The 21,213-nt window shown below is 69.2% G+C and carries 18 protein-coding genes; 14 read left to right on the forward strand and 4 right to left on the reverse strand.

From position 1 onward, the window contains the following. Nucleotides 1–8 precede the first annotated feature (8 nt). The 3 genes from HDA45_RS33620 to HDA45_RS33630 all read left to right on the forward strand — a co-directional run bounded on the left by HDA45_RS33620 (nucleotide 9) and on the right by HDA45_RS33630 (nucleotide 2,746). Nucleotides 9–773 (forward strand): maleylpyruvate isomerase family mycothiol-dependent enzyme, encoded by a 765-nt coding sequence (locus HDA45_RS33620; RefSeq protein ID WP_184902185.1) that lies wholly within the window; start codon nucleotides 9–11, stop codon nucleotides 771–773. A gap of 61 nt (nucleotides 774–834) precedes the next feature. After that, nucleotides 835–1,548, forward strand: coding sequence for a VOC family protein (locus HDA45_RS33625; protein WP_184902187.1), 714 nt, complete (start codon nucleotides 835–837; stop codon nucleotides 1,546–1,548). 109 nt (nucleotides 1,549–1,657) lie between these two features. Further along, nucleotides 1,658–2,746: a GNAT family N-acetyltransferase gene (locus HDA45_RS33630; protein ID WP_184902190.1), complete on the forward strand. Its 1,089-nt coding sequence runs from the start codon at nucleotides 1,658–1,660 to the stop codon at nucleotides 2,744–2,746. A 25-nt stretch (nucleotides 2,747–2,771) separates the two neighbouring features. Here HDA45_RS33630 and def read toward each other — a convergent pair whose 3' ends face one another. Next, complete coding sequence (gene def / locus HDA45_RS33635; RefSeq protein WP_184902192.1) at nucleotides 2,772–3,272, reverse strand: peptide deformylase; 501 nt, start codon at nucleotides 3,270–3,272, stop codon at nucleotides 2,772–2,774. 37 nt (nucleotides 3,273–3,309) lie between these two features. Beyond that, nucleotides 3,310–7,932, reverse strand: a complete 4,623-nt coding sequence (locus tag HDA45_RS33640; protein WP_184906319.1) for an ATP-dependent helicase — start codon at nucleotides 7,930–7,932, stop codon at nucleotides 3,310–3,312. A 161-nt stretch (nucleotides 7,933–8,093) separates the two neighbouring features. On the opposite strand from HDA45_RS33640, the gene HDA45_RS33645 reads away from it, so the two are divergent. From HDA45_RS33645 to HDA45_RS33675, 7 genes are all read left to right on the forward strand, one after another. Then, entirely contained in the window at nucleotides 8,094–9,992 is a 1,899-nt protein-coding gene (locus HDA45_RS33645) for an Hsp70 family protein (protein ID WP_184902194.1), read from the forward strand. 225 nt (nucleotides 9,993–10,217) lie between these two features. Next, nucleotides 10,218–10,412: a DUF3046 domain-containing protein gene (locus HDA45_RS33650; RefSeq protein ID WP_093938916.1), complete on the forward strand. Its 195-nt coding sequence runs from the start codon at nucleotides 10,218–10,220 to the stop codon at nucleotides 10,410–10,412. Nucleotides 10,413–10,618: 206 nt separating this feature from the next. Beyond that, on the forward strand, nucleotides 10,619–11,659 hold the full coding sequence (gene recA, locus HDA45_RS33655; RefSeq protein ID WP_184902196.1) for a recombinase RecA: 1,041 nt from the start codon (nucleotides 10,619–10,621) through the stop codon (nucleotides 11,657–11,659). A gap of 77 nt (nucleotides 11,660–11,736) precedes the next feature. Continuing rightward, nucleotides 11,737–12,264: a RecX family transcriptional regulator gene (locus HDA45_RS33660; protein ID WP_184906322.1), complete on the forward strand. Its 528-nt coding sequence runs from the start codon at nucleotides 11,737–11,739 to the stop codon at nucleotides 12,262–12,264. Between the two features lie 286 nt (nucleotides 12,265–12,550). Then, on the forward strand, nucleotides 12,551–13,174 hold the full coding sequence (locus tag HDA45_RS33665; RefSeq protein ID WP_184902198.1) for a VOC family protein: 624 nt from the start codon (nucleotides 12,551–12,553) through the stop codon (nucleotides 13,172–13,174). A 50-nt stretch (nucleotides 13,175–13,224) separates the two neighbouring features. Continuing rightward, nucleotides 13,225–13,665 (forward strand): iron chaperone, encoded by a 441-nt coding sequence (locus tag HDA45_RS33670; protein ID WP_184902200.1) that lies wholly within the window; start codon nucleotides 13,225–13,227, stop codon nucleotides 13,663–13,665. A gap of 95 nt (nucleotides 13,666–13,760) precedes the next feature. Then, entirely contained in the window at nucleotides 13,761–14,198 is a 438-nt protein-coding gene (locus tag HDA45_RS33675) for a GNAT family N-acetyltransferase (RefSeq protein ID WP_184902202.1), read from the forward strand. 45 nt (nucleotides 14,199–14,243) lie between these two features. On the opposite strand, the gene eda is transcribed toward HDA45_RS33675, so the two are convergent. Together eda and edd are read right to left on the reverse strand one after the other, a co-directional pair. Further along, nucleotides 14,244–14,864: a bifunctional 4-hydroxy-2-oxoglutarate aldolase/2-dehydro-3-deoxy-phosphogluconate aldolase gene (gene eda, locus HDA45_RS33680; protein WP_005164729.1), complete on the reverse strand. Its 621-nt coding sequence runs from the start codon at nucleotides 14,862–14,864 to the stop codon at nucleotides 14,244–14,246. Further along, nucleotides 14,861–16,750 carry a phosphogluconate dehydratase gene (edd, locus tag HDA45_RS33685; protein WP_184902204.1) on the reverse strand — a complete coding sequence of 630 codons (1,890 nt, stop codon included), beginning with the start codon at nucleotides 16,748–16,750 and terminating at the stop codon, nucleotides 14,861–14,863. The genes eda and edd overlap by 4 nt, the downstream gene beginning before the upstream one ends. A 263-nt stretch (nucleotides 16,751–17,013) precedes the next feature. Here edd and HDA45_RS33690 point away from each other — a divergent pair, with 263 nt between their 5' ends. The 4 genes from HDA45_RS33690 to HDA45_RS33705 are packed head-to-tail and all read left to right on the forward strand — an operon-like array spanning nucleotide 17,014 to nucleotide 20,845. Then, the gene (locus HDA45_RS33690; RefSeq protein ID WP_184902206.1) at nucleotides 17,014–17,301 is read left to right on the forward strand and encodes a hypothetical protein; all 288 of its coding nucleotides are present in this window, start codon (nucleotides 17,014–17,016) and stop codon (nucleotides 17,299–17,301) included. Continuing rightward, the gene (locus HDA45_RS33695; protein ID WP_184902209.1) at nucleotides 17,298–18,128 is read left to right on the forward strand and encodes a hypothetical protein; all 831 of its coding nucleotides are present in this window, start codon (nucleotides 17,298–17,300) and stop codon (nucleotides 18,126–18,128) included. The genes HDA45_RS33690 and HDA45_RS33695 overlap by 4 nt, the downstream gene beginning before the upstream one ends. A 51-nt stretch (nucleotides 18,129–18,179) precedes the next feature. Further along, nucleotides 18,180–20,096 (forward strand): fumarate reductase/succinate dehydrogenase flavoprotein subunit, encoded by a 1,917-nt coding sequence (locus tag HDA45_RS33700; protein ID WP_184902211.1) that lies wholly within the window; start codon nucleotides 18,180–18,182, stop codon nucleotides 20,094–20,096. Next, nucleotides 20,093–20,845, forward strand: a complete 753-nt coding sequence (locus tag HDA45_RS33705) for a succinate dehydrogenase/fumarate reductase iron-sulfur subunit (RefSeq protein WP_184902213.1) — start codon at nucleotides 20,093–20,095, stop codon at nucleotides 20,843–20,845. The genes HDA45_RS33700 and HDA45_RS33705 overlap by 4 nt, the downstream gene beginning before the upstream one ends. Nucleotides 20,846–21,213 lie beyond the last annotated feature (368 nt).

A 21,213-nucleotide genomic window follows, 5' to 3' on the forward strand; every position in this document is an offset into this window, starting at 1 on the left:
GGTACCCGATGGCCGGGCAGGCCATGATCGACCAGGGCAGGTTCCTGGAGGTGATCGGCGCCGAGACCGAGTTGATGGCTCAGGTGGCGCACACCGCGTCCGCGGACGCGCCGGTCCCGACCTGCCCCGGCTGGACGCTCGGTGAGGTGCTCCGGCACGTGGGCAGCGTGTACCGGGTCACCCGCCGCTGGATCACCGACGGGCGGCGTCCGGAGCACTGGCAGCGCAAACCGGGGCCGGAACAGACCCTGGAGGAGTACTTCCGCGAAGGCCGGGACGAACTCGTCGCCGAACTGTCCGCGCACCATCCGGACGAGCTGGCGCCGACCTGGTGGCCGGCGGACCGCAGTTACGGGTTCTGGCGGCGGCGGATGGCGCACGAGGCGACGATCCACCGGATCGACGCGGAGAGCGCGGCCGGACGGGACGTGTCGGAGATCCCCGAAGACGTCGCTGTCGACGGGATCGACGAGGCGCTGACGCTCTGGTTCGGCCAGCGGCTGCCGTTGCTGGGACTGTCGGGCACCAAGACCGGATCGGTCGGCGTGCGCACGGCGGGCCACCACTGGATCGCCAGAGCCGGGCCCGCGGAGACGGTCGCCTGGCGATGCTCGGCCGAGGAGGCCCAGCGAGCGGACGATCTGGTCACCGGGCAGCCGGACAAGATCTACCGCTGGCTCTGGGGCCGGGCGGGTCCGACGGCGGTGACGGTCAGCGGAGACCAGGACATGGCGGGACAACTCTGGGCCCTTTTGCGGCTCGCGACACGATGACCGGTCGGTGGGGAAGCCAAACCGGTCAGAAATGTCAGAGGTGCCGTCTAGGTTCACCGGGGTGACAGCACGCCTGGTGAACCTGGTCTTCGACTCGGCCCTTCCCAGAGATCTGGCGGGTTTCTGGGAAGGGCTGTTCAGCTGGGACGCCCCGTTCGAACCGGCCTTCCGCTCCGAGGCGGGCCCCAAACGGGGCAAAAACCGGCTGCATCTGGATCTGGCGAGCCGTTCGCCGGAGCACCAGGCGGAGCTGGTGGATCGTGCGCTGTCCCTCGGCGCGCGGCACATCGACGTCGGCCAGGGCCCGCCGGAGGAGAAACGGGTCCCGTGGGTGGTGCTGGCGGATCCCGAGGGCAACGAGTTCTGCGTCCTCGAGCCCCGCGAGCAGTACGCGGGCACCGGCGCGATCGCGTCGGTCGTCACCGACGCCCTCGATCCGGAGCGGCTCGCCCGGTTCTGGTCGGCCGCGCTGGGCTGGCCGATCGGCGTCCGCGAGGAGTCGATCGTGGGTCTGCGGCCGCCGGACGGCCGCGGCCCGTGGATCGAGTTCCTCGCCACGGACGAGGAGAAACGGCACCGGAACCGGCTGCGGTTCGAGATCGCGCCACGGCGAAGCGGCAGCCGGGTGGCCGAGGTCCGGCGCCTGCGGGAGCTCGGCGCGACAGGGCTGGGTTCGACAAAGCAAGGTTCGACAAAGCAGGGTTCGACAAAGCAGGGTGGTGAGGCCATGGCAGACCCGGAGGGCAACGAATTCAGCGTGCTCACGCGGCGCTGAGTCGTCGGCCCGGGTTGTTTCGTCCGGGTTGCGAGGCGGGGCCGAACGCTGACCTGAGCGAAACACCCGCGCCGTGGGCAGGCAACAACCGGCCGGGAACGTTGAGGTCATGGAGACCTATCGAGTCCTTCCCGCCCAGGTTCACCCCGGTGAAGAGACGGCGGCCGCGTCGGCCTGGCGGGTCCGGATCCGCGTGGACGACCGGCCCGGCACCTTGGCCAGGATCGCCATCCGGCTGGCCGACCTCGAGTGCAACATCCTCGGGCTGTCGGTGCTCCCGGTCCCCGGCGGCGTACTCGACGAGATCGTCCTGCGGCCGGCCACCGGACTGCCCCGGCAACTGCTCGTCGACGCGATCCGTGACGAGGGGTGCGAATGCTCCGCCGTCATCGACGCGGATCTGGCCGAATTGGTCGATCCGGCCACCGCGACGCTCGCCGCGGCCAAGAGGGCCGTCGAGGAGCCCGGTGGCCTCGCGGAGGTGCTCCGCGGTGTCCTCGCGGCCGACGTCGTCACCAAGGTCCCGTCGATCGAGGCGAACCCGGCCCGCACGGAGGGCGGGCACCGGGCGGTGTTCCCGGCGGGGGACGGCGGCACCGCGTTCGTCGCGCGCCGCCGGTGGTCACCGTTCGTCGAATTGGAACTGAGCCGAGCCGTCGCGCTGACCGGGCTGATGTCCGCCGTCCGCGACAACGTGACAGGGCCGATCGTGCTCGACCGGCCCGATGGCGCCGCGATCGTCCTGCGGAAGGGTGTCCCCGGCGACGCGGAGGCGGTGTCCGCGCTGCACCAGAGATGCTCGATGACCACGCTCTTCCACCGCTATCACACGGGAATGCGCGCCGTGCCGCGTCGCTGGCTGCACCGGCTCCTGATGCCGCCGCGGGGGAGCAGCCTGCTCGCGGTCTGCGGTCGTGACGTGATCGGTCTCGGCCAGTTGATCCCGTCGGCCAACGGCGGCGCGGCCGAAGTCTCACTTCTGGTCGAGGATTCCTGGCAGCGCCAAGGCATCGGCACGGCCTTGCTGAGCAGGCTCGCCGTCCTCGCCGAGGCCGGGGGAGAACGCGAACTCGCCGCCGTCTGCCTGCCCGGCGACGATTCCCTCTACCGCACCGCCGCCCGGATCGGTCTCCGCCCCGAACGCACCCCCGGCGACTCCGGCACCCTGCGCTTCCGCCTCCCCGGCCCCCGCGTCTAGTCCTCTGGATGCGGTACGGAGGGGATCAGCGCTTCCAGAACCAGTCTTTGCCGCGGGCCTCGCCCAGCGCCCGCTTCTTGCGCTCGATGGTGAGCCTGTCCAGGTACAGCTTGCCGTCGAGATGGTCGGTCTCGTGCTGCAGGCACTGCGCGAGCACATCGACGCCTTCGACCTCGACAGGTTCGTTGCGCAGGTCGACACCCCGTACGACGGCCCGCTTCGCGCGGACCACCGGGAACCACAGTTCCGGCACGGAAAGGCAGCCCTCGCCGATCTCGTGCGTCTCCTCGGAGAGCTCGGCGATCTCCGGGTTGATCACGTATCCGGTCAGCCCGCCGACGTCGTAGCTGAACACCCGCAGACCGACCCCGATCTGCGGTGCCGCGAGACCAGCGCGCCCCGCCGGTTTCACCCCGTCCATGAGATCGGTCACCAACGACTCGATCTTCTTGTCGAATGTCGTGACCGGATCGCATACGGTCTTGAGCACGGGATCCCCGAAGTAGCGCAGGTCGCGCATCACCATGGTCGAACGTCCTTCTCCGCAGGTCTGGGCGGCAAGTCTAGGCCCGCAGGCGCAACCCCTTGGGAGTCGCCCGGAATCCCGCCTCCTGGAGGACGGTCGAAAGCTCGGAGGTGAGCGCCACCTCGCCGTCGGCCTTCTGCACCGCGAGCTGACCCAGCCAGCCTTCCCGTACCGCCGTGGACAGTGCCCGCGCGGCCGAACGCAAGGTCTCCTGATCCTCGGTGAAGCTCAGCAGCGACCGGCCGCCGCGTTCGACGTACATCGCCGGGACACCGTCCACGAGCACCGCCAAGGCACCCGCTTTCCTTGCCGGACGGTGTTTCGTGTCGCCCGTCGCGGCGGGCCACGGCAACGCGGCGCCGTAGGGCTGGGCCGGGTCGGCTGCGGCGAGCACGACAGCGCCTTCCTGGGTGGTGCGCTGGTTCCCGGACTGCGCGCGCAGCCTGTCGACGGCGCCCTTCGCCGCGAACTGCGCGGCGCCGAGCCCCTCGACCACGTACCCCCGGACGACCTGACCGGAGTCCTCCATCCCGCGCAAAACCTTGTAGATCCCGGAAAAACCGCCCGTCACGCGTTCGGTGTCGAGAGCGCCCCTGGTGAGGACGCCGTGCCGTTCCAGGAACGCCTCCGTCCGCGCGTGGGCACGCCTGGTCGGATCCGGTTCGCGATCCGGGGTCAGCGCCCAGCGGCCCGCCACCGTCGGCGGCCCGGTGCGCGACGGCATCGCCGGCCGCCCGGCCCGAAGCCGCGCGTAGCGGCCTCGCGGTGCCTGGCGTCGAGGTTTGTGCGCCGCACCGGAACCGGAGACCCGCGCCCGCAGCGGACCCAGCGTGTCACCGGTGACCATCCCGGCCCACACCAGATCCCACAGCGCGGCGACGACTTCGCCGTCGTTCGGCGGGGTTTCGACCAACGGTGACGCCCGGTCCACGAGCTGGCGGAAGAACTGCGCTCCACCCTCCAAAGTGGACAGTATTGCCGCGTGGAGCGGACCGGAGGGCAGATCGTCGTCGAGATCGGGCAGCAGCAGATCGGCGACGTCCGTGGGCGCGAGCGCCAGCCAGCCGTCCCCGCCGGACAGGGAACCGCAGCCGCACCAGGTGACCTCGCCCGCCGTGGTGAGTTCGTCCAGCAACGACGGCGTGTAGCCGGGCAGCCTGCTCGGCAGGATCAGCGACTCGACCGCGCTCGCCGGGAGCGGGGCACCGGCCAGTTGCTCGACCACGGACAGCACGTCGTCCGCCGTCGGCGCCGAACGCACTCGCGCGCCGATGCCGTGCCACGACGGCAGGAACCGGCCCAACGCCGCCGGTTCGACGGGCTCGACCTCGGCCCGCAGCCGCGCCAGCGACGCCCGCCGGAGCCTGCGCAGCACTGAAGCGTCACAGAACTCCATGCCGACGCCATGGGTCTCCGGATGCCCGACCGGGCTCAGTTCACCCCGGACCAGCCTGCCCTGCGCCGTCAGCCTGTCCAGCACGCCGGTGACCACGGCCGTTCCCAGCCCGAAGCGTTCGGCGGCCTGCCGGGCGCTGAACGGCCCGCGGCTGCGTGAGTAGCGCGAAAGCAGATCGCCGACGGGATCCTCGACCGGTTCGGTGAACGCCTCCGGCACACCGACCGGCAACGCGGTGCCCAGCGCGTCCCGCACCCGGCCCGCGTCCTCGATGGCGATGAAGCGCTCACCGCCGCCGATGCGGACGCGGATCACCCGCCGCGCGGCTTCGAGTTCCTCCAGCCATCCGCGCTGGATGCCGCGTGCGGCGGCCTCCTCGATCGAGAGATCTCCGAGGAACCGCAACAGATCCGCGGCTTCCTCGGCGTTGCGGGCGTGCCTGTCGGGATCGAGCCGCTGCAGTGACCGCTCGACCTCGGCGACGACCTCGGCGTCCAGCAGCTCCCGGATCGCTTCGGTGCCGAGCAGCTCGGCCAGCAGCGTCGAATCCAGCGCCAGCGCCGCCGCCCGCCGTTCCGCGAGCGGGGCGTCGGTCTCGTACAGGAACATCCCGACGTACCCGAAGAGCAGGCTGCGCGCGAACGGGGACGCCGACGGCGTCTCGACCTCGACCAGCTTGACCTTCCGCGAGCGGACGTCGGACATCAGTTCCCGCAGCCCGCCGACGTCGTACACGTCCTGCAGGACTTCCCGCATCGCCTCCAGCACGACGGGGAACCGCTCGTACTTGGCCGCGACCGAAAGCAGCTGAGACGCGCGCTGCCGCTGCTGCCACAGCGGTGTCCGGCGGCGCGGATCCCGGCGGGGGAGCAGCAGCGACCGCGCCGCGCACTCCCGGAACCGGGCGGCGAACACCGCCGAGCCGCCGACCTCGGCGACGATCAGCTGCTCGACCTCTTCCGGATCGAGCAGCACGTCCTCGACGCCGATGGTGATCTCCGAGCCCTCGGAGTCCAAAGCCTCCGGCAGCCGCAGCACGATGCCGTCGTCGGAATGCGCCACCTGCGCGTCGACCCCGCGGTTCTCCCGCAACCTGGCCGCGATCGCGAGCGCCCACGGCGCGTTGACCTGCGCGCCGAACGGGGAGTGCAGGATGACCCGCCAGTCGCCGAGTTCGTCGCGGAAGCGTTCCAGCAGCACGGTTTTGTCGTTCGGGACATGCCGCGTGGCGGACTTCTGCTCCTCCAGATACGCCAGCAGGTTGTCGCACGCGTACTCGTCCAGACCGGCGACGGCCGCACGCTGCCTGGCCGCCGACGGTTCCGAAGTGGACAGTTCGCGGACGAACGCGCCCAGCGCCCGCCCCAGTTCCAGCGGACGGCCGGGGGCGTCGCCCTTCCAGAACGGCATCCGCGCGGGCTCACCCGGCGCGGGTACCACGATCACGCGGTCGTGGGTGATGTCGGTGACCCGCCAGGAGGAGGTGCCGAGCAGGATCGTGTCCCCGACGCGGGACTCGTAGACCATCTCCTCGTCGAGTTCGCCCACCCGCGACCCCGGTTTGTCGTCCCCGCCCGGCGTCATCACGGTGAACAGGCCGCGGTCGGGGATCGTGCCGCCGGAGGTCACCGCCAGCCGTTGCGAACCCGGACGGCCGTGCAGTTCTCCGCTGACCCTGTCCCAGGTGATCCGGGCACGCAGCTCGCCGAACTCCTCGCTGGGGTACCGGCCGGCGAGCATGTCGAGCACGGCCAGCAGCGCGTCGTCCGGCAAGGACGCGAACGGCGCCGCGCGGCGGGCGAGGGCGGCCACTTCGTCGACCGTCCACGATTCGAGCGCCACCATCGCCACGACCTGCTGTGCGAGCACGTCCAGCGGATTTCGCGGGTAGCGCACCGCCTCGATCGCGCCGGACGCCATCCGTTCCGCGACCACCGCGCAGGAGACGAGGTCGCCCCGGAACTTCGGGAACATCACCCCGCTCGACACCGCGCCGACCTGGTGCCCGGCGCGGCCGACCCGCTGCAGTCCCGAAGCGACCGTCGGCGGCGCCTCGATCTGCACGACGAGATCGACCGCGCCCATGTCGATGCCCAGCTCCAAGGAAGACGTCGCCACGACGCAGGCGAGGCGGCCCGTCTTGAGTTCCTCCTCGACGTGGGTGCGCTGCTCGCGCGACATCGAACCGTGGTGCGCCCGCGCGATCACCGGCGCCGCGCCCGTGGTGAGCCCGGACTGGCCGATCGCCTCGGCCGGATACCGCTGATCCGGCTCCAGCTCGGCCTGCTCCGCGACGAGCTCGTTGAGCCGGGCCGTCATCCGCTCGGTGAGCCGTCGTGAGTTGGCGAACACGATCGTCGACCGGTGCGCCTGGATCAGCTCGAGGACCCGCTCCTCCACCGCGGGCCAGATCGACGGCCGCCGCGGGGTGCCGTCGATCTCCTCCAGCGCGCCGGGGAGCCGTGCGAGACCGGCATCGAGGTCTTCGTTCTGCTTCGGCCCTTGAGGACTGTCGAGATTGGACATGTCTTCGACAGGGACCTCGACGCGAACCTCGATCGTCTTCGCGAGCTTCGGCTGGACGACGGTGACCGGCCTGCCGCCCGCCAGGAACGAGGCGACCTCGTCGACCGGCCGGACCGTCGCCGACAGCCCGATCCGCTGGGCGGGCCGCTCCAAGAGCGCGTCCAGCCGTTCGAGTGAAAGAGCCAGATGCGCGCCGCGTTTGCCGCCCGCGACAGCGTGCACCTCGTCGATGATCACCGTCTCCACCCCGCGCAGCGAATCCCGCGCGGACGAGGTGAGGATGAGGAACAGCGACTCCGGCGTGGTGACCAGCACGTCCGGCGGCGTTTTGCCGAACGAGCGCCGCTCGGCCGCGGTGGTGTCGCCGGTGCGCATGCCGACGCCGATGTCCGGCACCGGCAGCCCCAGCCGCCGCGACGCCTGCGAGATACCGGCCAGGGGTGCCCGCAGGTTGCGCTGGACGTCGACGGCCAGCGCCTTCAGCGGCGAGACGTAGAGGACGCGGCAGCGTTTCCGCGGCTCGGACGGCGGCGGCTCGACCGACAGCCTGTCCAGCGCCCAGAGGAAGGCCGACAGTGTCTTACCGGAGCCCGTCGGGGCCACGACCAGGGCGTGTTCCCTCGCGTGCGCGGCCCGCCACGCCCCCTCCTGCGCGCGGGTGGGCGCGGCGAAGGCCCCGGTGAACCAGTCCCTGGTCGCGGGGGAAAAGAGGTCGAGTACGTCTGCCACGCCCTCCATAGTGCGCCGGACCACCGACAGTTTCGCTCCGAGGGCTGTGAGCCGGGACGAGTTCGGCGGGTTCCGCACGTGCGGCGACCTCGCTCATGGGAGCATCACCGCCAGCGCGGCCGGATCGGTACTGGGGCGGCCGCCGTTCGTCTGTTGAAGGGGTATGAGCTGTGCGGATCCTGTCGGTGGACCTCGGGACGTCCAACACCGTGGCCGTGCTTTCGGCGCACGGGAGGCCGCCGCGGGTGGTCGAGGTCGACGGTTCGGCCAACATGCCGTCCGCGGTGTTCGCCACCGAGGACGGCACGATCATGGTCGGCCGCGACGCCGAACGCCGTGCCCGCCTCGACCCGACCCGCTTCGAGCCCAACCCCAAGCGCCGCATCGACGAGCAGACGCTCCTGCTGGGCACCGACGTCATCCCGGTCACCGAGGTGCTGGCCGCGATCCTGCGCCGCGTCCTCGACGAGACCACCCGCCAGCTCGGCGGCGAACTGCCCGACGAGGTCCGCCTCACCCACCCCGCGCAGTGGGGCCAGACCCGCCGCAACGTGCTGCTGTCCGCCGCCCGGCTCGCCGGGATGGGCGGCAACCTGGTGCTCGTCCCCGAGCCGGTCGCCGCGGCGGCGCATTTCGCGTCGTTCCCCGGCAAAACGCTCGCGCCCGGGCAGGCGCTCGCCGTGTACGACCTCGGTGCCGGCACCTTCGACGTCGCCATCGTCGGCGCGACCCCGAACGGCGGCTTCACCGTCGTCGCCGAAGACGGCCTTCCCGACCTCGGCGGCCTCGACGTCGACCAGGCGCTCCTGGTGCACGTCGGCCGTGAGGTCTCGCACAAGGATCCTCAGCGCTGGCAGCGGGTTCTGCGGCCCGAGTCCACTCCGGACCGTCGTACGCGCCGCGCGCTGCAAGAGGACGTGAAGGCGGCGAAGGAGGCCCTCTCACGACACCCGCAGACAGAGGTCCCGATGCCGGAGCCGTTCGAGGACGTCCTCGTCACACGAGGCGAACTCGAGGCGCTGGTGCGGCCGTCGATGCTGCGCAGTGTCGAGCTGATGGCGCGGGTGGTCCGCTCGGCGGGGATGACCCCGGACCGGCTCGCCGGTATCTACCTCGTCGGCGGTTCGAGCAGGCTTCCGCTGGTCGGCAGCCTGATCGCGGAGAAGCTCGGCGTCGTCCCCGGCAGCCTCGACCAGCCCGAGACCGCGGTCGCGCTCGGTGCGCAGCACGTCGCCTCCGACGGCATCAGCACGCGTACGCAGGGCGTCGAAGGCCAGGTCGCGGCGGGAACCGGCGCACACCCCGGCGTTTCGGGCCCGTACGCGCCGCCCCAGCAGGTCGCGTCGATCCCCGGTTACTCGGGCGGCCCCGGCCAGTCCGGTGGTTTCCCGCAGTCGGGCTACCCGAACAGCGGCCCGCAGCAGGTGCAGCAGCCCGCGCCGACGAACTTCCCGACGTACTCCTTGGCCGGGCAGACCGCCGGTGACAAGGCGCCCGCGAGCAAGAAGAAGCCGCTCGTCATCGGCGCCATCGTGGCCGTCGTCGTGCTGATCGCCGCCGGTCTCGTGTACTTCCTGACGGCCTCGTCGGTGACGACCTACACGGCCGAGGAGTGCAAGACGCCCTCCGCGGCCGACGACAAGGGCCTCACCGGCTGCCTGCGCCAGCTCGCCGGGAAGATCGCCGACACCGGCGACTGCAAACCCGGGATGGGCAACGGGCCCGCGAAACCCGCGGAGGACCTCGGCGTGACGTCGACCTGCTCCGCGCCGGGCCGCGCCGGAACCCAGGTGACCTACCTGCAGAGCGACTCCGCGGAGAAGCTCAAGGCCTACACCGACGGACTGCTCAAGTCGGCGGGCGGGGACCGTACCGAGGCCAAATGGGTCGGCAACGCCCTGGAAGGCCAGTACTCCTCGGCCGCGGGGAAGAACGCGGCGGTGCTGGTGTTCACCGTGACCGGCCGCCCGCTGGTCGGCTTCATCTACCAGGTCCCGGCCGAAGGGCAGAACCCGACGCCGGGCGAACTGGCCGATTACTTCGAGAAGAGCGTTCAGCCGGGCGAGTAGAGATACCTGCGTTGGTCGGCGTACTTCAGGTGACCGAGATGCCGAACCGCACGCACGTCCACCTGTTTCCGTCCACTCACGACCCCCGCCGCCGACCTGGGCCGAAGGCGTCCTTCACCGCGTCAGCCGAGGCGAAGGGCCCCATCACCCCACCGGCGGCCGCGGCTCGGCCCGTGAGGGCCCCTTCACGGATTTCGAGCCGGAGGCCGGGCTAGACTCCGCCCGATGCGTATCACGGTCTTCCGGCGGCTGATGGCCGACGAATTCGGTCCCGGACGTGCGGAAACCCTCTCCAGGGATCACGTCTTCGGTGAACTCGGGGGCCGGACCGTCGAACAGGCTCTCGACTCGGGAACCTCCGCCAAGGACGTCTGGCGGGCGGTCTGCGACGCCTTCGAAGTCCCGCCGGAGCGGCGCTGACCTCGGTGAAAGGGCAAGAAGTCTAGCGCAACGGCGTGTCGGCCACGGCCTCGAACACACGTTCGTCTAGGGTGTTGTCCACAACGGGGTCAGCGATCCACAGCTTGGGCGCGAGGCCTGGAATTGTCGGTGGTCGCCCGTAGCGTCGGACCCGACAGCTCAGAACTGAATCAAGCCCTACCGGCTCAACCAACGAGGTGGACTCCATGGCACCAGCAGCACCCGACAAGGACAAGGCGCTCGAACTGGCCCTCGCCCAGATCGACAAGCAGTACGGCAAGGGCTCGGTCATGCGCCTCGGCGAAGAGGGCCGCGTGCCGATCGAGGTCATCCAGACCGGTGCCATCGCCCTCGACGTCGCGCTCGGGATCGGCGGCCTGCCCCGCGGCCGGGTCATCGAGGTCTACGGTCCGGAGTCCTCCGGTAAGACCACCGTGGCGCTGCACGCGGTCGCCAACGCGCAGAGGAACGGCGGCATCGCCGCGTTCATCGACGCGGAGCACGCGCTGGACCCGGATTACGCCAAGAAGCTCGGCGTCGACACCGACGCGCTGCTGGTCTCCCAGCCGGACACCGGTGAGCAGGCGCTCGAGATCGCGGACATGCTGATCCGCTCCGGCGCGCTCGACATCCTGGTCATCGACTCGGTCGCCGCGCTCGTGCCGCGCGCCGAGATCGAGGGCGAGATGGGCGACAGCCACGTCGGTCTCCAGGCCCGGCTGATGAGCCAGGCGCTGCGGAAGATGACCGGTGCGATGAGCAACTCCGGCACCACCGCGATCTTCATCAACCAGCTGCGCGAGAAGATCGGCGTCATGTTCGGCTCCCCGGAGACCACCACCGGTGGTAAGGCGCTGAAGTTCTACGCGTCGGTCCGCCTGGACGTCCGCCGGATCGAGACGCTGAAGGACGGCGGCGAGCCCGTCGGTAACCGCACCCGCGTCAAGGTCGTGAAGAACAAGGTCGCGCCGCCCTTCAAGCAGGCCGAGTTCGACATCCTGTACGGCAAGGGAATCTCGCGCGAGGGTTCGCTGATCGACATGGGTGTCGACCAGGGCATCCTGCGCAAGTCCGGCGCCTGGTACACCTACGAGGGCGACCAGCTGGGCCAGGGCAAGGAGAACGCGCGCAAGTTCCTGCTCGAGAACCCGGACATCGCCAACGAGGTCGAGAAGCGCATCAAGGAGAAGCTCGGTATCGGCGCCGTCGTCGACGCCGAAGCCGCCCCCGCGCCGGTCGACTTCTGAGTCCGGGCCCCGCGCAAGGGGTGAAGTCGCCGATCGGCCTTTTCGACTGGAGTGAGAGCTGAATGCGTGCGCCCAAGGTGGATCCGGCGGAGCTGCCGCCGGACGAGCGGAGGAAGAAGGCCAAGGAGATCTGCTTCGACCTCCTGGCCGCGCGCCCGCGTTCCACGGACGAACTTCGTCAGGCACTGAAGCGCAAGGGCTTCGACGAGGAGACGACGGAGACCCTGCTCGGTAAGCTGGACCAGGCAGGGCTCATCAACGACGCCGAGTTCGCCGAAATGTGGGTTCGTTCCCGGCATGCCAACATGGGCCTGTCGCGGAACGCCCTCGTGACCGAACTCAAACGCAAAGGAATCGATGGGGATATCGCCGTCCAGGCCGCCGACGAGGTGGACCGAGAGGCAGAGGAGCAGCGCGCCCGAGAGCTGGTACGGAAGCGCATGCGCTCCTTGGGCAACGTCGACGAGCAGACGGCGATCCGCCGCCTGCTGGGCGTCCTCGCCCGCAAGGGCTATCCCCAGGGGCTGGCCTACACCGTGATCCGCGACGAACTCCGCGAGTTCGGCGCCGAAGCAGCGGTCCTGGACGACGCCGCTCTCGACTGAGTCACCTGGATTCACGGTGGCCTTCCGGTTCGTAACGGGGTCGAGGGCGTGACTCGCGTGATTGAACGGCGATCTCGCGTGATCAGGCGTCGATCTCGCGTGATTGAGCGGCGGACTCGCGTGATCAGGCGGCGAACTCGCGTGTACCTGAGCTGCTCACCGGCCGAGCGGGCCTTCTGCCCGCCGGCCGGTGTTTTGCTGCCTGGGGAAGGCGCTGACCTGCGTCGATAAGACCGATCAGGAATCGAGAAGCACCGGACGGCCACCGAGAAATAGCGTTACCGGCATGAACTTCATCGACGCCATCACCCTCGAAGTGGCCGACACCGAGGCCGCCGAACGCTTCTACACCACCGCCTTCGGGCTCGGCTCCGAACTGCGTCTGCGGGCGTCGCAGGAGCCCTCCACCGGCTTCCGCGGCTACACCCTTTCCCTGGTGGTGTCCCAGCCCGCCAATGTCGACGCGCTCATCGACGCCGCCGTCGGCGCCGGAGCGACCGCGCTCAAGCCCGCCACCAAATCGATGTGGGGCTACGGAGGCGTCGTCCAGGCCCCGGACGGCGCGATCTGGAAGATCGCCACCTCGGCGAAGAAGAACACCGGCCCGGCCACCCGCGAGATCGACGACATCGTCTTGCTGCTGGGTGTCGCCGACGTGGCCGCGAGCAAGAAGTTCTATGTCGATCACGGCCTCACCGTCGGGAAGAGCTTCGGCCGCGTGTACGTCGAGTTCGAATCCGGGTCGAGCCCGGTCAAGCTGGCGCTGTACCGGCGCAAGGCACTGGCCAAGGACGCGGGCGTGTCCCCCGAAGGCACCGGCTCGCACCGCATCGCGATCTGTGGCGCCGCCCCGTTCACAGACCTGGACGGGTTCGCCTGGGAGACCTCCACGCTCGCCGCCCAGTCCTGATGTGCCACTACCGGATGCCCCCGCTCGCCGCCTACCAGGGAGAAAACGCAATGAGCACCACATACGAAGGATTCACGGCCGAGGAAAAGGCCGCGATGAAGGAACACGCCCAGGACATGAAGAAGGCCGCTCGGCGCGGTACGAGCGCGGACAAAGCGGCGGCCGCCGAGCAGGACGTCCTCGCGAAGATCGCCGAGATGTCCGACGCCGACCGTGCGCTGGCGGAGCGGGTCCACGCCGTCGTGAAGGCCAACGCCCCGATGCTCGCGCCGAAGCTCTGGTACGGCCAGCCCGCTTACGCGCTGGACGGCAAGATCGTCTGCTTCTTCCAGGGCGCGGCCAAGTTCAAGACGCGCTACGCGACGCTCGGCTTCAACGAAGAGGCCCGGCTGGACGACGGTGAGATGTGGGCGACAGCCTTCGCGCTGACCGAGGTCACCGACGCGGTGGAGCAGCGCATCGCCGCCTTGGTGAAGCAGGCGGTGAGCTGAACCGGGTCGTGAGTGGCAGCTCGCTTTACCGCGCGATTGGCCACTCACGGCCCGGCGATAGGCACCTAGGCTCGGGTGATCACTGGGAGGACACCATGATCACCATCGCGCCGTTGCACGCTGAAGACCGTGAGGCCTGGGAAAGTCTGTTTCGTGCGTACATCGCTTTCTACGAACGTGTTGCACCCCAAGAGGTCTACGATCGTGCTTGGCGCGAATTCTCAACCGGGGAGCGGATGCACGCGCTCGGTGCCCGCGTGGACGGGGAACTCGTCGGAATCGTGCACTTTCTGGTGCACCCCAGCACTTCCGCGCTCACCGACGTCTGTTACCTGCAGGATCTGTTCACCGCGCCGGAAGCCCGCGGCAAGGGGGTCGCGCGGGCGTTGATCGAGGCCGTCGCGGACTGGGCGCGAGCCCGTGACTGCGAGCGCGTTTACTGGCACACCAAGGAATCCAACGTCACCGCACGCCGGCTCTACGACCGGGTCGCGATCAACCGGGGCTTCATCCAGTACCAGCTCCCAGTCTGAAAACGGTGAAGGCCACCCCCGCGGAGGTGGCCTTCACGAAAAGATTCAGAGCTTCGAAGCCTCCGCCGCGAAAGCCTCGATCTTCCCGAAGTCCTTGGCCGCCAAGGCATCCTTCGGCGTCAGCCACGAACCGCCGATGCAGCCCACATTCGACAGTGCGAGGTAGTCCGGCGCGGTCTTCACGGTGATCCCGCCGGTCGGGCAGAAACGCAGCCCGGGCAGCGGACCGCCGATCGACTTCAGGTACGCCACGCCGCCGCTGGCCTCGGCGGGGAAGAACTTCAGCGCGGTCAGGCCGCGTTCGGCCAGCCGCATCGCCTCGGACACCGTGCTCGCGCCCGGCAGGAACGGCAGGCCGGTGTCGAAAGCGGCGTCCAGGACCGAGTCCGTGCAGCCCGGGGTCACCAGGAACTTCGCGCCCGCGTCGGCGGCCTGCTTGGCGTGTTCCGGCGCGGTGACCGTGCCGGCGCCGATGACGATCTCCGGGACCTCCGCGGCGATCCGCTCGATCGAGGCGAGTGCCGCCGGGGTGCGCAGGGTCAGCTCGATCACGCCGATCCCGCCCGCGAGCAGTGCCCGCGCGGTGGGTACCGCGTCGGCGGCGTCGTCGAGGACGACGACGGGCATCACGGGGGACAGGCCGAGCAGGTCCGCGCCGGTGGTCACTGGGTTACCTCCACAGGGGTCAAAGTGTGCGCCGGAGCGCCGAAGTGTTCCGGCGTGAGCGGTCCGAACACGCTCGCGCCCTGATCGGCGGGGCCGACCGCGCGGCGCAGCGCCGCGAACAGCTCCCGGCCGGTGCCGGTCCAGGATGCCTCCGAAGGCGGGGAGTCCACCAGTTCACGGTGGGCGAGTTCTTCGTCACCCACGAAGACGTCCAGCGTCCCGGCCTTGGCGTCGAGACGGACGACGTCACCGTCGGCGATGCGCGCGATCGGGCCGCCCACAGCGGCTTCCGGGGTCACCTGGATCGCCGCCGGGATCTTGCCGGACGCGCCGGACATCCGGCCGTCGGTGAGCAACGCCACCTGGTGCCCGCGGTCCATCAGCACGCCCAGTGCCGGAGTGAGCCCGTGCAGCTCCGGCATCCCGTTGGCCTGCGGACCCTGCTGTCGGATGACCACGACGACGTCGCGGTCCAGCTCGCCCGCCTCGAAAGCGTCCTTGAAGGACTTCTGGTCGGTGAACACCCGCGCCGGGGCCTGGACGACCCGGTGCTCCGGGGCCACCGCCGACACCTTGATCACCGCGCGGCCGAGGTTGCCCGCGACCATCCGCAGCCCGCCGTCGGCGGCGAACGGCCGCCATGCGGGACGCAGGACGTCTTCGTCGAGGCTGCGGGTCGGCACGTCGCGCCAGACCAGCTCGCCCTCGGACAGGATCGGCTCCTGCCGGTAGCGGTGCAGGCCCGGTCCGGCGACGGTCTGGACGTCTTCGTGCAGCAGGCCCGCGTCGAGCAGCGTGCCGACCAGGAACTGGATGCCCCCGGCGGCGTGGAAGTGGTTGATGTCCGCGCTGCCGTTCGGGTACACGCGCGCCAGCAGCGGGATCACCGACGAAAGATCGGAGAAGTCGTCCCAGGTCAGCTGGATGCCCGCGGCGGCGGCGATCGCGACGAGGTGCATCGTGTGGTTGGTCGAGCCGCCCGTCGCGAGCAGCGCGATGACGCCGTTGACGACGGCCTTCTCGTCGATCACCCGCGAGACCGGCGTGTACTCCTCGCCACGCGAAAGCTTCACCACGCGCCGCCCGGCCTCTTCGGTGAGGACGCGCCGCAGCGGCGAGTTCGGCTGCACGAAGCTGGCGCCCGGAAGGTGCAGGCCCATCACCTCGACGACCATCTGGTTCGAGTTGGCCGTGCCGTAGAAGGTGCAGGTGCCCGCCGAGTGATACGAAGCCGCTTCGGCGTCCAGCAGGTCTTCACGGGTCGCCTTGCCCTCGGCGTAGAGCTGGCGCACGCGCGCCTTCTCCTTGTTCGGCAGACCGGAGTTCATCGGTCCGGCGGGCACCAGGATCGCCGGGAGGTGCCCGAAGGACAGCGCGCCGATCAGCAGCCCCGGCACGATCTTGTCGCAGACGCCGAGCAGCAGTGCCGCGTCGAACATGTCGTGGGACAGCGCGATCGCGGTCGACATCGCGATCACCTCGCGGCTGAACAGCGACAGCTCCATCCCCGGGCGGCCCTGGGTGACGCCGTCGCACATCGCGGGCACACCGCCGGCGAACTGGGCCACCCCGCCCGCTTGGCGGACCGAACCTTTCAGCATCGCGGGGTATTCCTGCATCGGCTGGTGCGCCGAAAGCATGTCGTTGTAGGAAGAGACGATCGCGACGCCCGGCGCCCGCGCGGCGCGCAGTGCCGCTTTGTCGACACCTTCCATCGCGGCGAAGCCGTGGGCGAGGTTGCTGCAGTCGAGCCCGCGCCGCACAGGGCCTTCTTCGTGGGCGGCGGCGACGCGCTCGAGATACGCGGCGCGGGTTTCGGCGCTGCGGGCGGCGACGCGTTCGGTGACTTCGGCGATGATGGGGTGGACGTTCGGGGCGGTGCTCATTGTCCGGCTCCGGATCACTGGTCGTGGTGGTCCGCGGGACGGCAACGCTGACGTCGCTGGGTCGTGACAGTGGCCACAGTAACCCAGGGGAAAGCCCGAATCAAAATCGATACAGAAGATCGACTCGCGTGACCTCCGTCACGCCCCTAGGTTCTACTGTGCTACTTGTCACATTGCACAACGCGCGGCAGAGTCGAGATGGCGAGGATCGCTTGCCCTCGAAGGCTCAAGCGGCCAACCGAACCGACCATCGGGAGGTACCGATGTCCACCACAGAGATCGCCGAGCTTCGGCGAGCCATCGGTCAGCTGAGGCAGTGCGTCGGCGCGCTGCGGTCCCGATACGGCGACGCTTCCGCGGTACAGCGGCTGGCGAACGACGTGGAACGCCTCGACATCGACGCGACGGATCTCGACACGACCCCGCACGCGGTCCCCGCGCAGGCGAAATCGGCCGAACGCGTCCCGGTCCCCGACACGCCGTACGACCCGTCGCTCTGGCACGGCGCCGATGACGAAGGCGTCGGCGGCTACAAGCGCGACCAGCGGTGAGCGCCCCCGCCGGCGAAGAGGCCGGACGGGGTACGGGGGTCCGCGCACCGTCGCGGGCCCGGATCGCCGAAAAAACGCTGCGCACCGACCGGTGGTGGCTGTCCCCGCTGCTGACCGTCCTCGGCCTCTCCACCTTCATCGTCTACGCGACGATCAGGGCCTTCGTGCGCACCGCCTACTGGGTGCCCGAGTACCACTACCTGACGCCGTTCTATTCGCCCTGCGTCTCGGAATCCTGCGTCGAAGGCTCCCGGCATTTCGGGGCCTGGTTCGGCGAGCTGCCGGGCTTCATCCCGCTCGGCTTCCTGGTCCTGCCGTTCCTGCTGGGCTTCCGGCTGACCTGCTACTACTACCGCAAGGCCTACTACCGGGCCGTCTGGTTCTCGCCGCCCGCCTGCGCGGTCGCGGAGCCGCACGCGAAGTACACCGGGGAGACCCGGCTGCCGCTGATCATCCAGAACGTCCACCGCTACTTCTTCTACGTGGCCGTGGTCGTCTCACTGGTCAACACCTATGACGCGATCACCGCGTTCCACGGCATCGACGGCGGGTTCGGGTTCGGGCTCGGCAACATCGTGCTGACCGGCAACGTGATCCTGTTGTGGGCGTACACGTTGTCGTGCCACTCGTGCCGTCACGTGACCGGCGGCAGGCTCAAGCACTTCTCCAAACATCCGGTCCGCTACTGGATCTGGACGCAGATCACGAAGCTCAACACCCGGCACATGGCGCTGGCGTGGACGACGCTCGGCACGCTCGTGCTGACGGATCTCTACGTGATGCTCGTGGCCAGTGGCGCTATTTCGGATCTGCGGTTCATCAACTAGCGGCGAGGGAATCTCCCGTCCCCGGCGACAAGCTTTGAGGTGGCTCTTTCTATGACCGAGGTCGAACGGCTCAACTACGACGTGGTGGTGATCGGGGCCGGCGGTGCCGGTCTCCGCGCGGTCATCGAAGCCCGTGAACGCGGCTTCAGCGTCGCGGTGGTGTGCAAATCGCTGTTCGGCAAGGCGCATACGGTGATGGCCGAAGGCGGCTGCGCGGCGTCGATGGGCAACGCGAACTCGAACGACAACTGGCAGGTACACTTCCGCGACACCATGCGTGGCGGGAAGTTCCTCAACAACTGGCGGATGGCCGAACTCCACGCCAGGGAGGCGCCGGACCGGGTCTGGGAACTCGAGACCTACGGCGCGCTGTTCGACCGCACCGCCGACGGCCGGATCAGCCAGCGCAACTTCGGCGGGCACACGTACCCGAGGCTCGCGCACGTCGGTGACCGCACCGGTCTCGAACTGATCCGCACGATGCAGCAGAAAATCGTTTCGCTGCAACAAGAGGACTTCAAGGAGACCGGCGACTACGAGGCGAGGATCAAGGTCTTCGCCGAGTGCACGATCACCGAGCTGCTGACCGACGACGGCCGGATCTCGGGTGCTTTCGGCTACTGGCGCGAAAGCGGCCGGTTCATCCTGTTCGAGACGCCCGCGGTGGTGCTGGCCACCGGCGGCATCGGGAAGTCCTTCAAGGTCACCTCGAACTCGTGGGAGTACACCGGTGACGGGCACGCGCTGGCGCTGCGGGCCGGGGCGACGCTCATCAACATGGAGTTCGTCCAGTTCCACCCGACGGGCATGGTCTGGCCGCCGAGTGTGAAGGGGATCCTCGTCACCGAAGGCGTCCGTGGCGACGGCGGTGTCCTCAAGAACACCGAGGACAAACGGTTCATGTTCGAGTACGTCCCCGACGTGTTCAAGGGGCAGTACGCGGACAGCGAGGAAGAAGCCGACCGCTGGTACACCGACCAGGAGAAGAACCGGCGCACCCCGGACCTGCTGCCGCGCGACGAGGTGGCGCGTGCCATCAACTCCGAGGTCAAGGCGGGCCGGGGATCGCCGCACGGCGGGGTCTTCCTCGACATCGCCAGCAGGCTGCCCGCGGAGGAGATCCGCAAACGGCTGCCGTCGATGTACCACCAGTTCAAGGAACTCGCCGACGTCGACATCACGAAGGAGCCGATGGAGGTCGGCCCCACCTGTCACTACGTGATGGGCGGGATCGAGGTCGACCCGGACACCGCGTCGTCGAGCGTGCCGGGGCTGTTCGCCGCCGGTGAGTGCTCGGGCGGGATGCACGGGTCGAACCGGCTCGGCGGGAACTCGCTTTCGGATCTGCTCGTCTTCGGCCGCCGCGCGGGGCTCGGCGCCGCGTCGTACGTGGCGGAACTGAAGGAGCGTCCGACGGTCGATCAGTCCGATGTGGACGCCGCGGCGGAGATGGCGCTCGCGCCGTTCGACCCGCCGGGCAACGGTGTCGAAGAGAATCCGTACAGCCTGCACACCGAACTGCAGCAGTCGATGAACGATCTGGTCGGCATCATCCGCAAGTCGGAGGAGATCGAGCGGGCGCTGGAGAAACTCGGGGAGCTGCGCGAGCGGATCAAGCGGGTCACCGTCGAGGGGCACCGGCAGTTCAACCCCGGCTGGCACCTCGCCGTCGACCTGCGGAACATGCTGATGGTCAGCGAATGCGTCGCCAGGGCCGCGCTCACCAGGACCGAAAGCCGGGGCGGGCACACGCGCGACGACCATCCGGGTATGGATTCCCAGTGGCGCAACAAACTCCTCGTCTGTTCGGCCACGCCGGGCGACAACCCGGTGGTGCCGGACATCGGCATCGAGGTCAAGGCGCAGACCCCACTGCGGCAGGACCTGCTGGAGCTGTTCGAACTGTCCGAGCTCGGGAAGTACTACACCGACGACGAACTGACTTCGCACCCCGGGAGTCCGGCATGAGCTACAAGGCGAGTTTCCGGGTCTGGCGCGGCGACGCCGATTCGGGTGAGCTGAAGGACTACACCGTCGAGGTCAACGAGGGCGAGGTCGTCCTCGACATCATCCACCGGTTGCAGGCCACGCAGGCCTCGGATCTGGCGGTGCGGTGGAACTGCAAGGCGGGCAAATGCGGTTCGTGCTCGGCGGAGATCAACGGCAAGCCACGGTTGCTGTGTATGACCCGGATGTCGACCTTCACCGAGGACGAGGTCATCACCGTGACGCCGATGCGGACGTTCCCGGTGATCCGCGACCTGGTGACCGACGTGTCGTTCAACTACACCAAGGCCCGCGAGATCCCGTCGTTCACCCCGCCTCCGGAGCTGAAGCCGGGGGAGTACCGGATGCAGCAGGTCGACGTCGAGCGCTCGCAGGAGTTCCGTAAGTGCATCGAATGCTTCCTGTGCCAGAACACCTGCCACGTCGTGCGTGACCACGAGGAGAACAAGGAGGCCTTCGCCGGGCCTCGCTACCTCATGCGCATCGCCGAACTCGAGATGCATCCCCTCGACGTCGCCGACCGGCGTGACGAGGCGCAGGAGGAACACGGGCTCGGGTACTGCAACATCACCAAGTGCTGCTCGGACGTGTGCCCGGAGGGCATCCACATCACCGACAACGCGCTGATCCCGATGAAGGAACGCGTCGCGGACCGGAAGTACGACCCCATCGTGTGGCTGGGGAACAAGCTGTTCCGGCGGGACAAGTAAGACCGGACTCGTGAGTGCCGCGCCGTATCCCGGTGTCGCGAAAGCCACTTTCGGGACGTCTGACGTCCCGAAAGTGGCTTTCGCGACATGGCTATCGGACAGTCAGTAGGTGCCGAGGACCTGCGCACTCACGAGTCCGAAACGCGAGGACGACGGGTTGCGAAAGCCACTTTCGCAACGTTGAAGGTTGCGAAAGTGGCTTTCGCAACATCGGCGGCGTGGGTGCCCTGGTCACCTTCTACGTACTCCTCGATAACGTCGCGACCACTCACGAGCCGTAAATCGTTTGTGCTCACCCCAGCCCCTGACGCATCCTTGTCGCACACCGACCGAGGGAGGACGCATGACACCGCGACGCCGCTATGCCA

Origin of the sequence: Amycolatopsis umgeniensis, assembly GCF_014205155.1 — a bacterium.
Taxonomy (GTDB): Bacteria; Actinomycetota; Actinomycetes; order Mycobacteriales; family Pseudonocardiaceae; genus Amycolatopsis; species Amycolatopsis umgeniensis.

Coding starts and splice junctions, on each gene's coding strand:
- HDA45_RS33620 (WP_184902185.1), top strand. CDS start 9: ATGGCCGGGCAGGCCATGATCGACCAGGGCAGGTTCCTGGAGGTGATC.
- HDA45_RS33630 (WP_184902190.1), top strand. CDS start 1,658: ATGGAGACCTATCGAGTCCTTCCCGCCCAGGTTCACCCCGGTGAAGAG.
- def (WP_184902192.1), bottom strand. CDS start 3,272: ATGGTGATGCGCGACCTGCGCTACTTCGGGGATCCCGTGCTCAAGACC.
- HDA45_RS33640 (WP_184906319.1), bottom strand. CDS start 7,932: ATGGAGGGCGTGGCAGACGTACTCGACCTCTTTTCCCCCGCGACCAGG.
- HDA45_RS33650 (WP_093938916.1), top strand. CDS start 10,218: ATGCGTATCACGGTCTTCCGGCGGCTGATGGCCGACGAATTCGGTCCC.
- recA (WP_184902196.1), top strand. CDS start 10,619: ATGGCACCAGCAGCACCCGACAAGGACAAGGCGCTCGAACTGGCCCTC.
- HDA45_RS33665 (WP_184902198.1), top strand. CDS start 12,551: ATGAACTTCATCGACGCCATCACCCTCGAAGTGGCCGACACCGAGGCC.
- HDA45_RS33670 (WP_184902200.1), top strand. CDS start 13,225: ATGAGCACCACATACGAAGGATTCACGGCCGAGGAAAAGGCCGCGATG.
- HDA45_RS33675 (WP_184902202.1), top strand. CDS start 13,761: ATGATCACCATCGCGCCGTTGCACGCTGAAGACCGTGAGGCCTGGGAA.
- edd (WP_184902204.1), bottom strand. CDS start 16,750: ATGAGCACCGCCCCGAACGTCCACCCCATCATCGCCGAAGTCACCGAA.
- HDA45_RS33690 (WP_184902206.1), top strand. CDS start 17,014: ATGTCCACCACAGAGATCGCCGAGCTTCGGCGAGCCATCGGTCAGCTG.
- HDA45_RS33700 (WP_184902211.1), top strand. CDS start 18,180: ATGACCGAGGTCGAACGGCTCAACTACGACGTGGTGGTGATCGGGGCC.
- HDA45_RS33705 (WP_184902213.1), top strand. CDS start 20,093: ATGAGCTACAAGGCGAGTTTCCGGGTCTGGCGCGGCGACGCCGATTCG.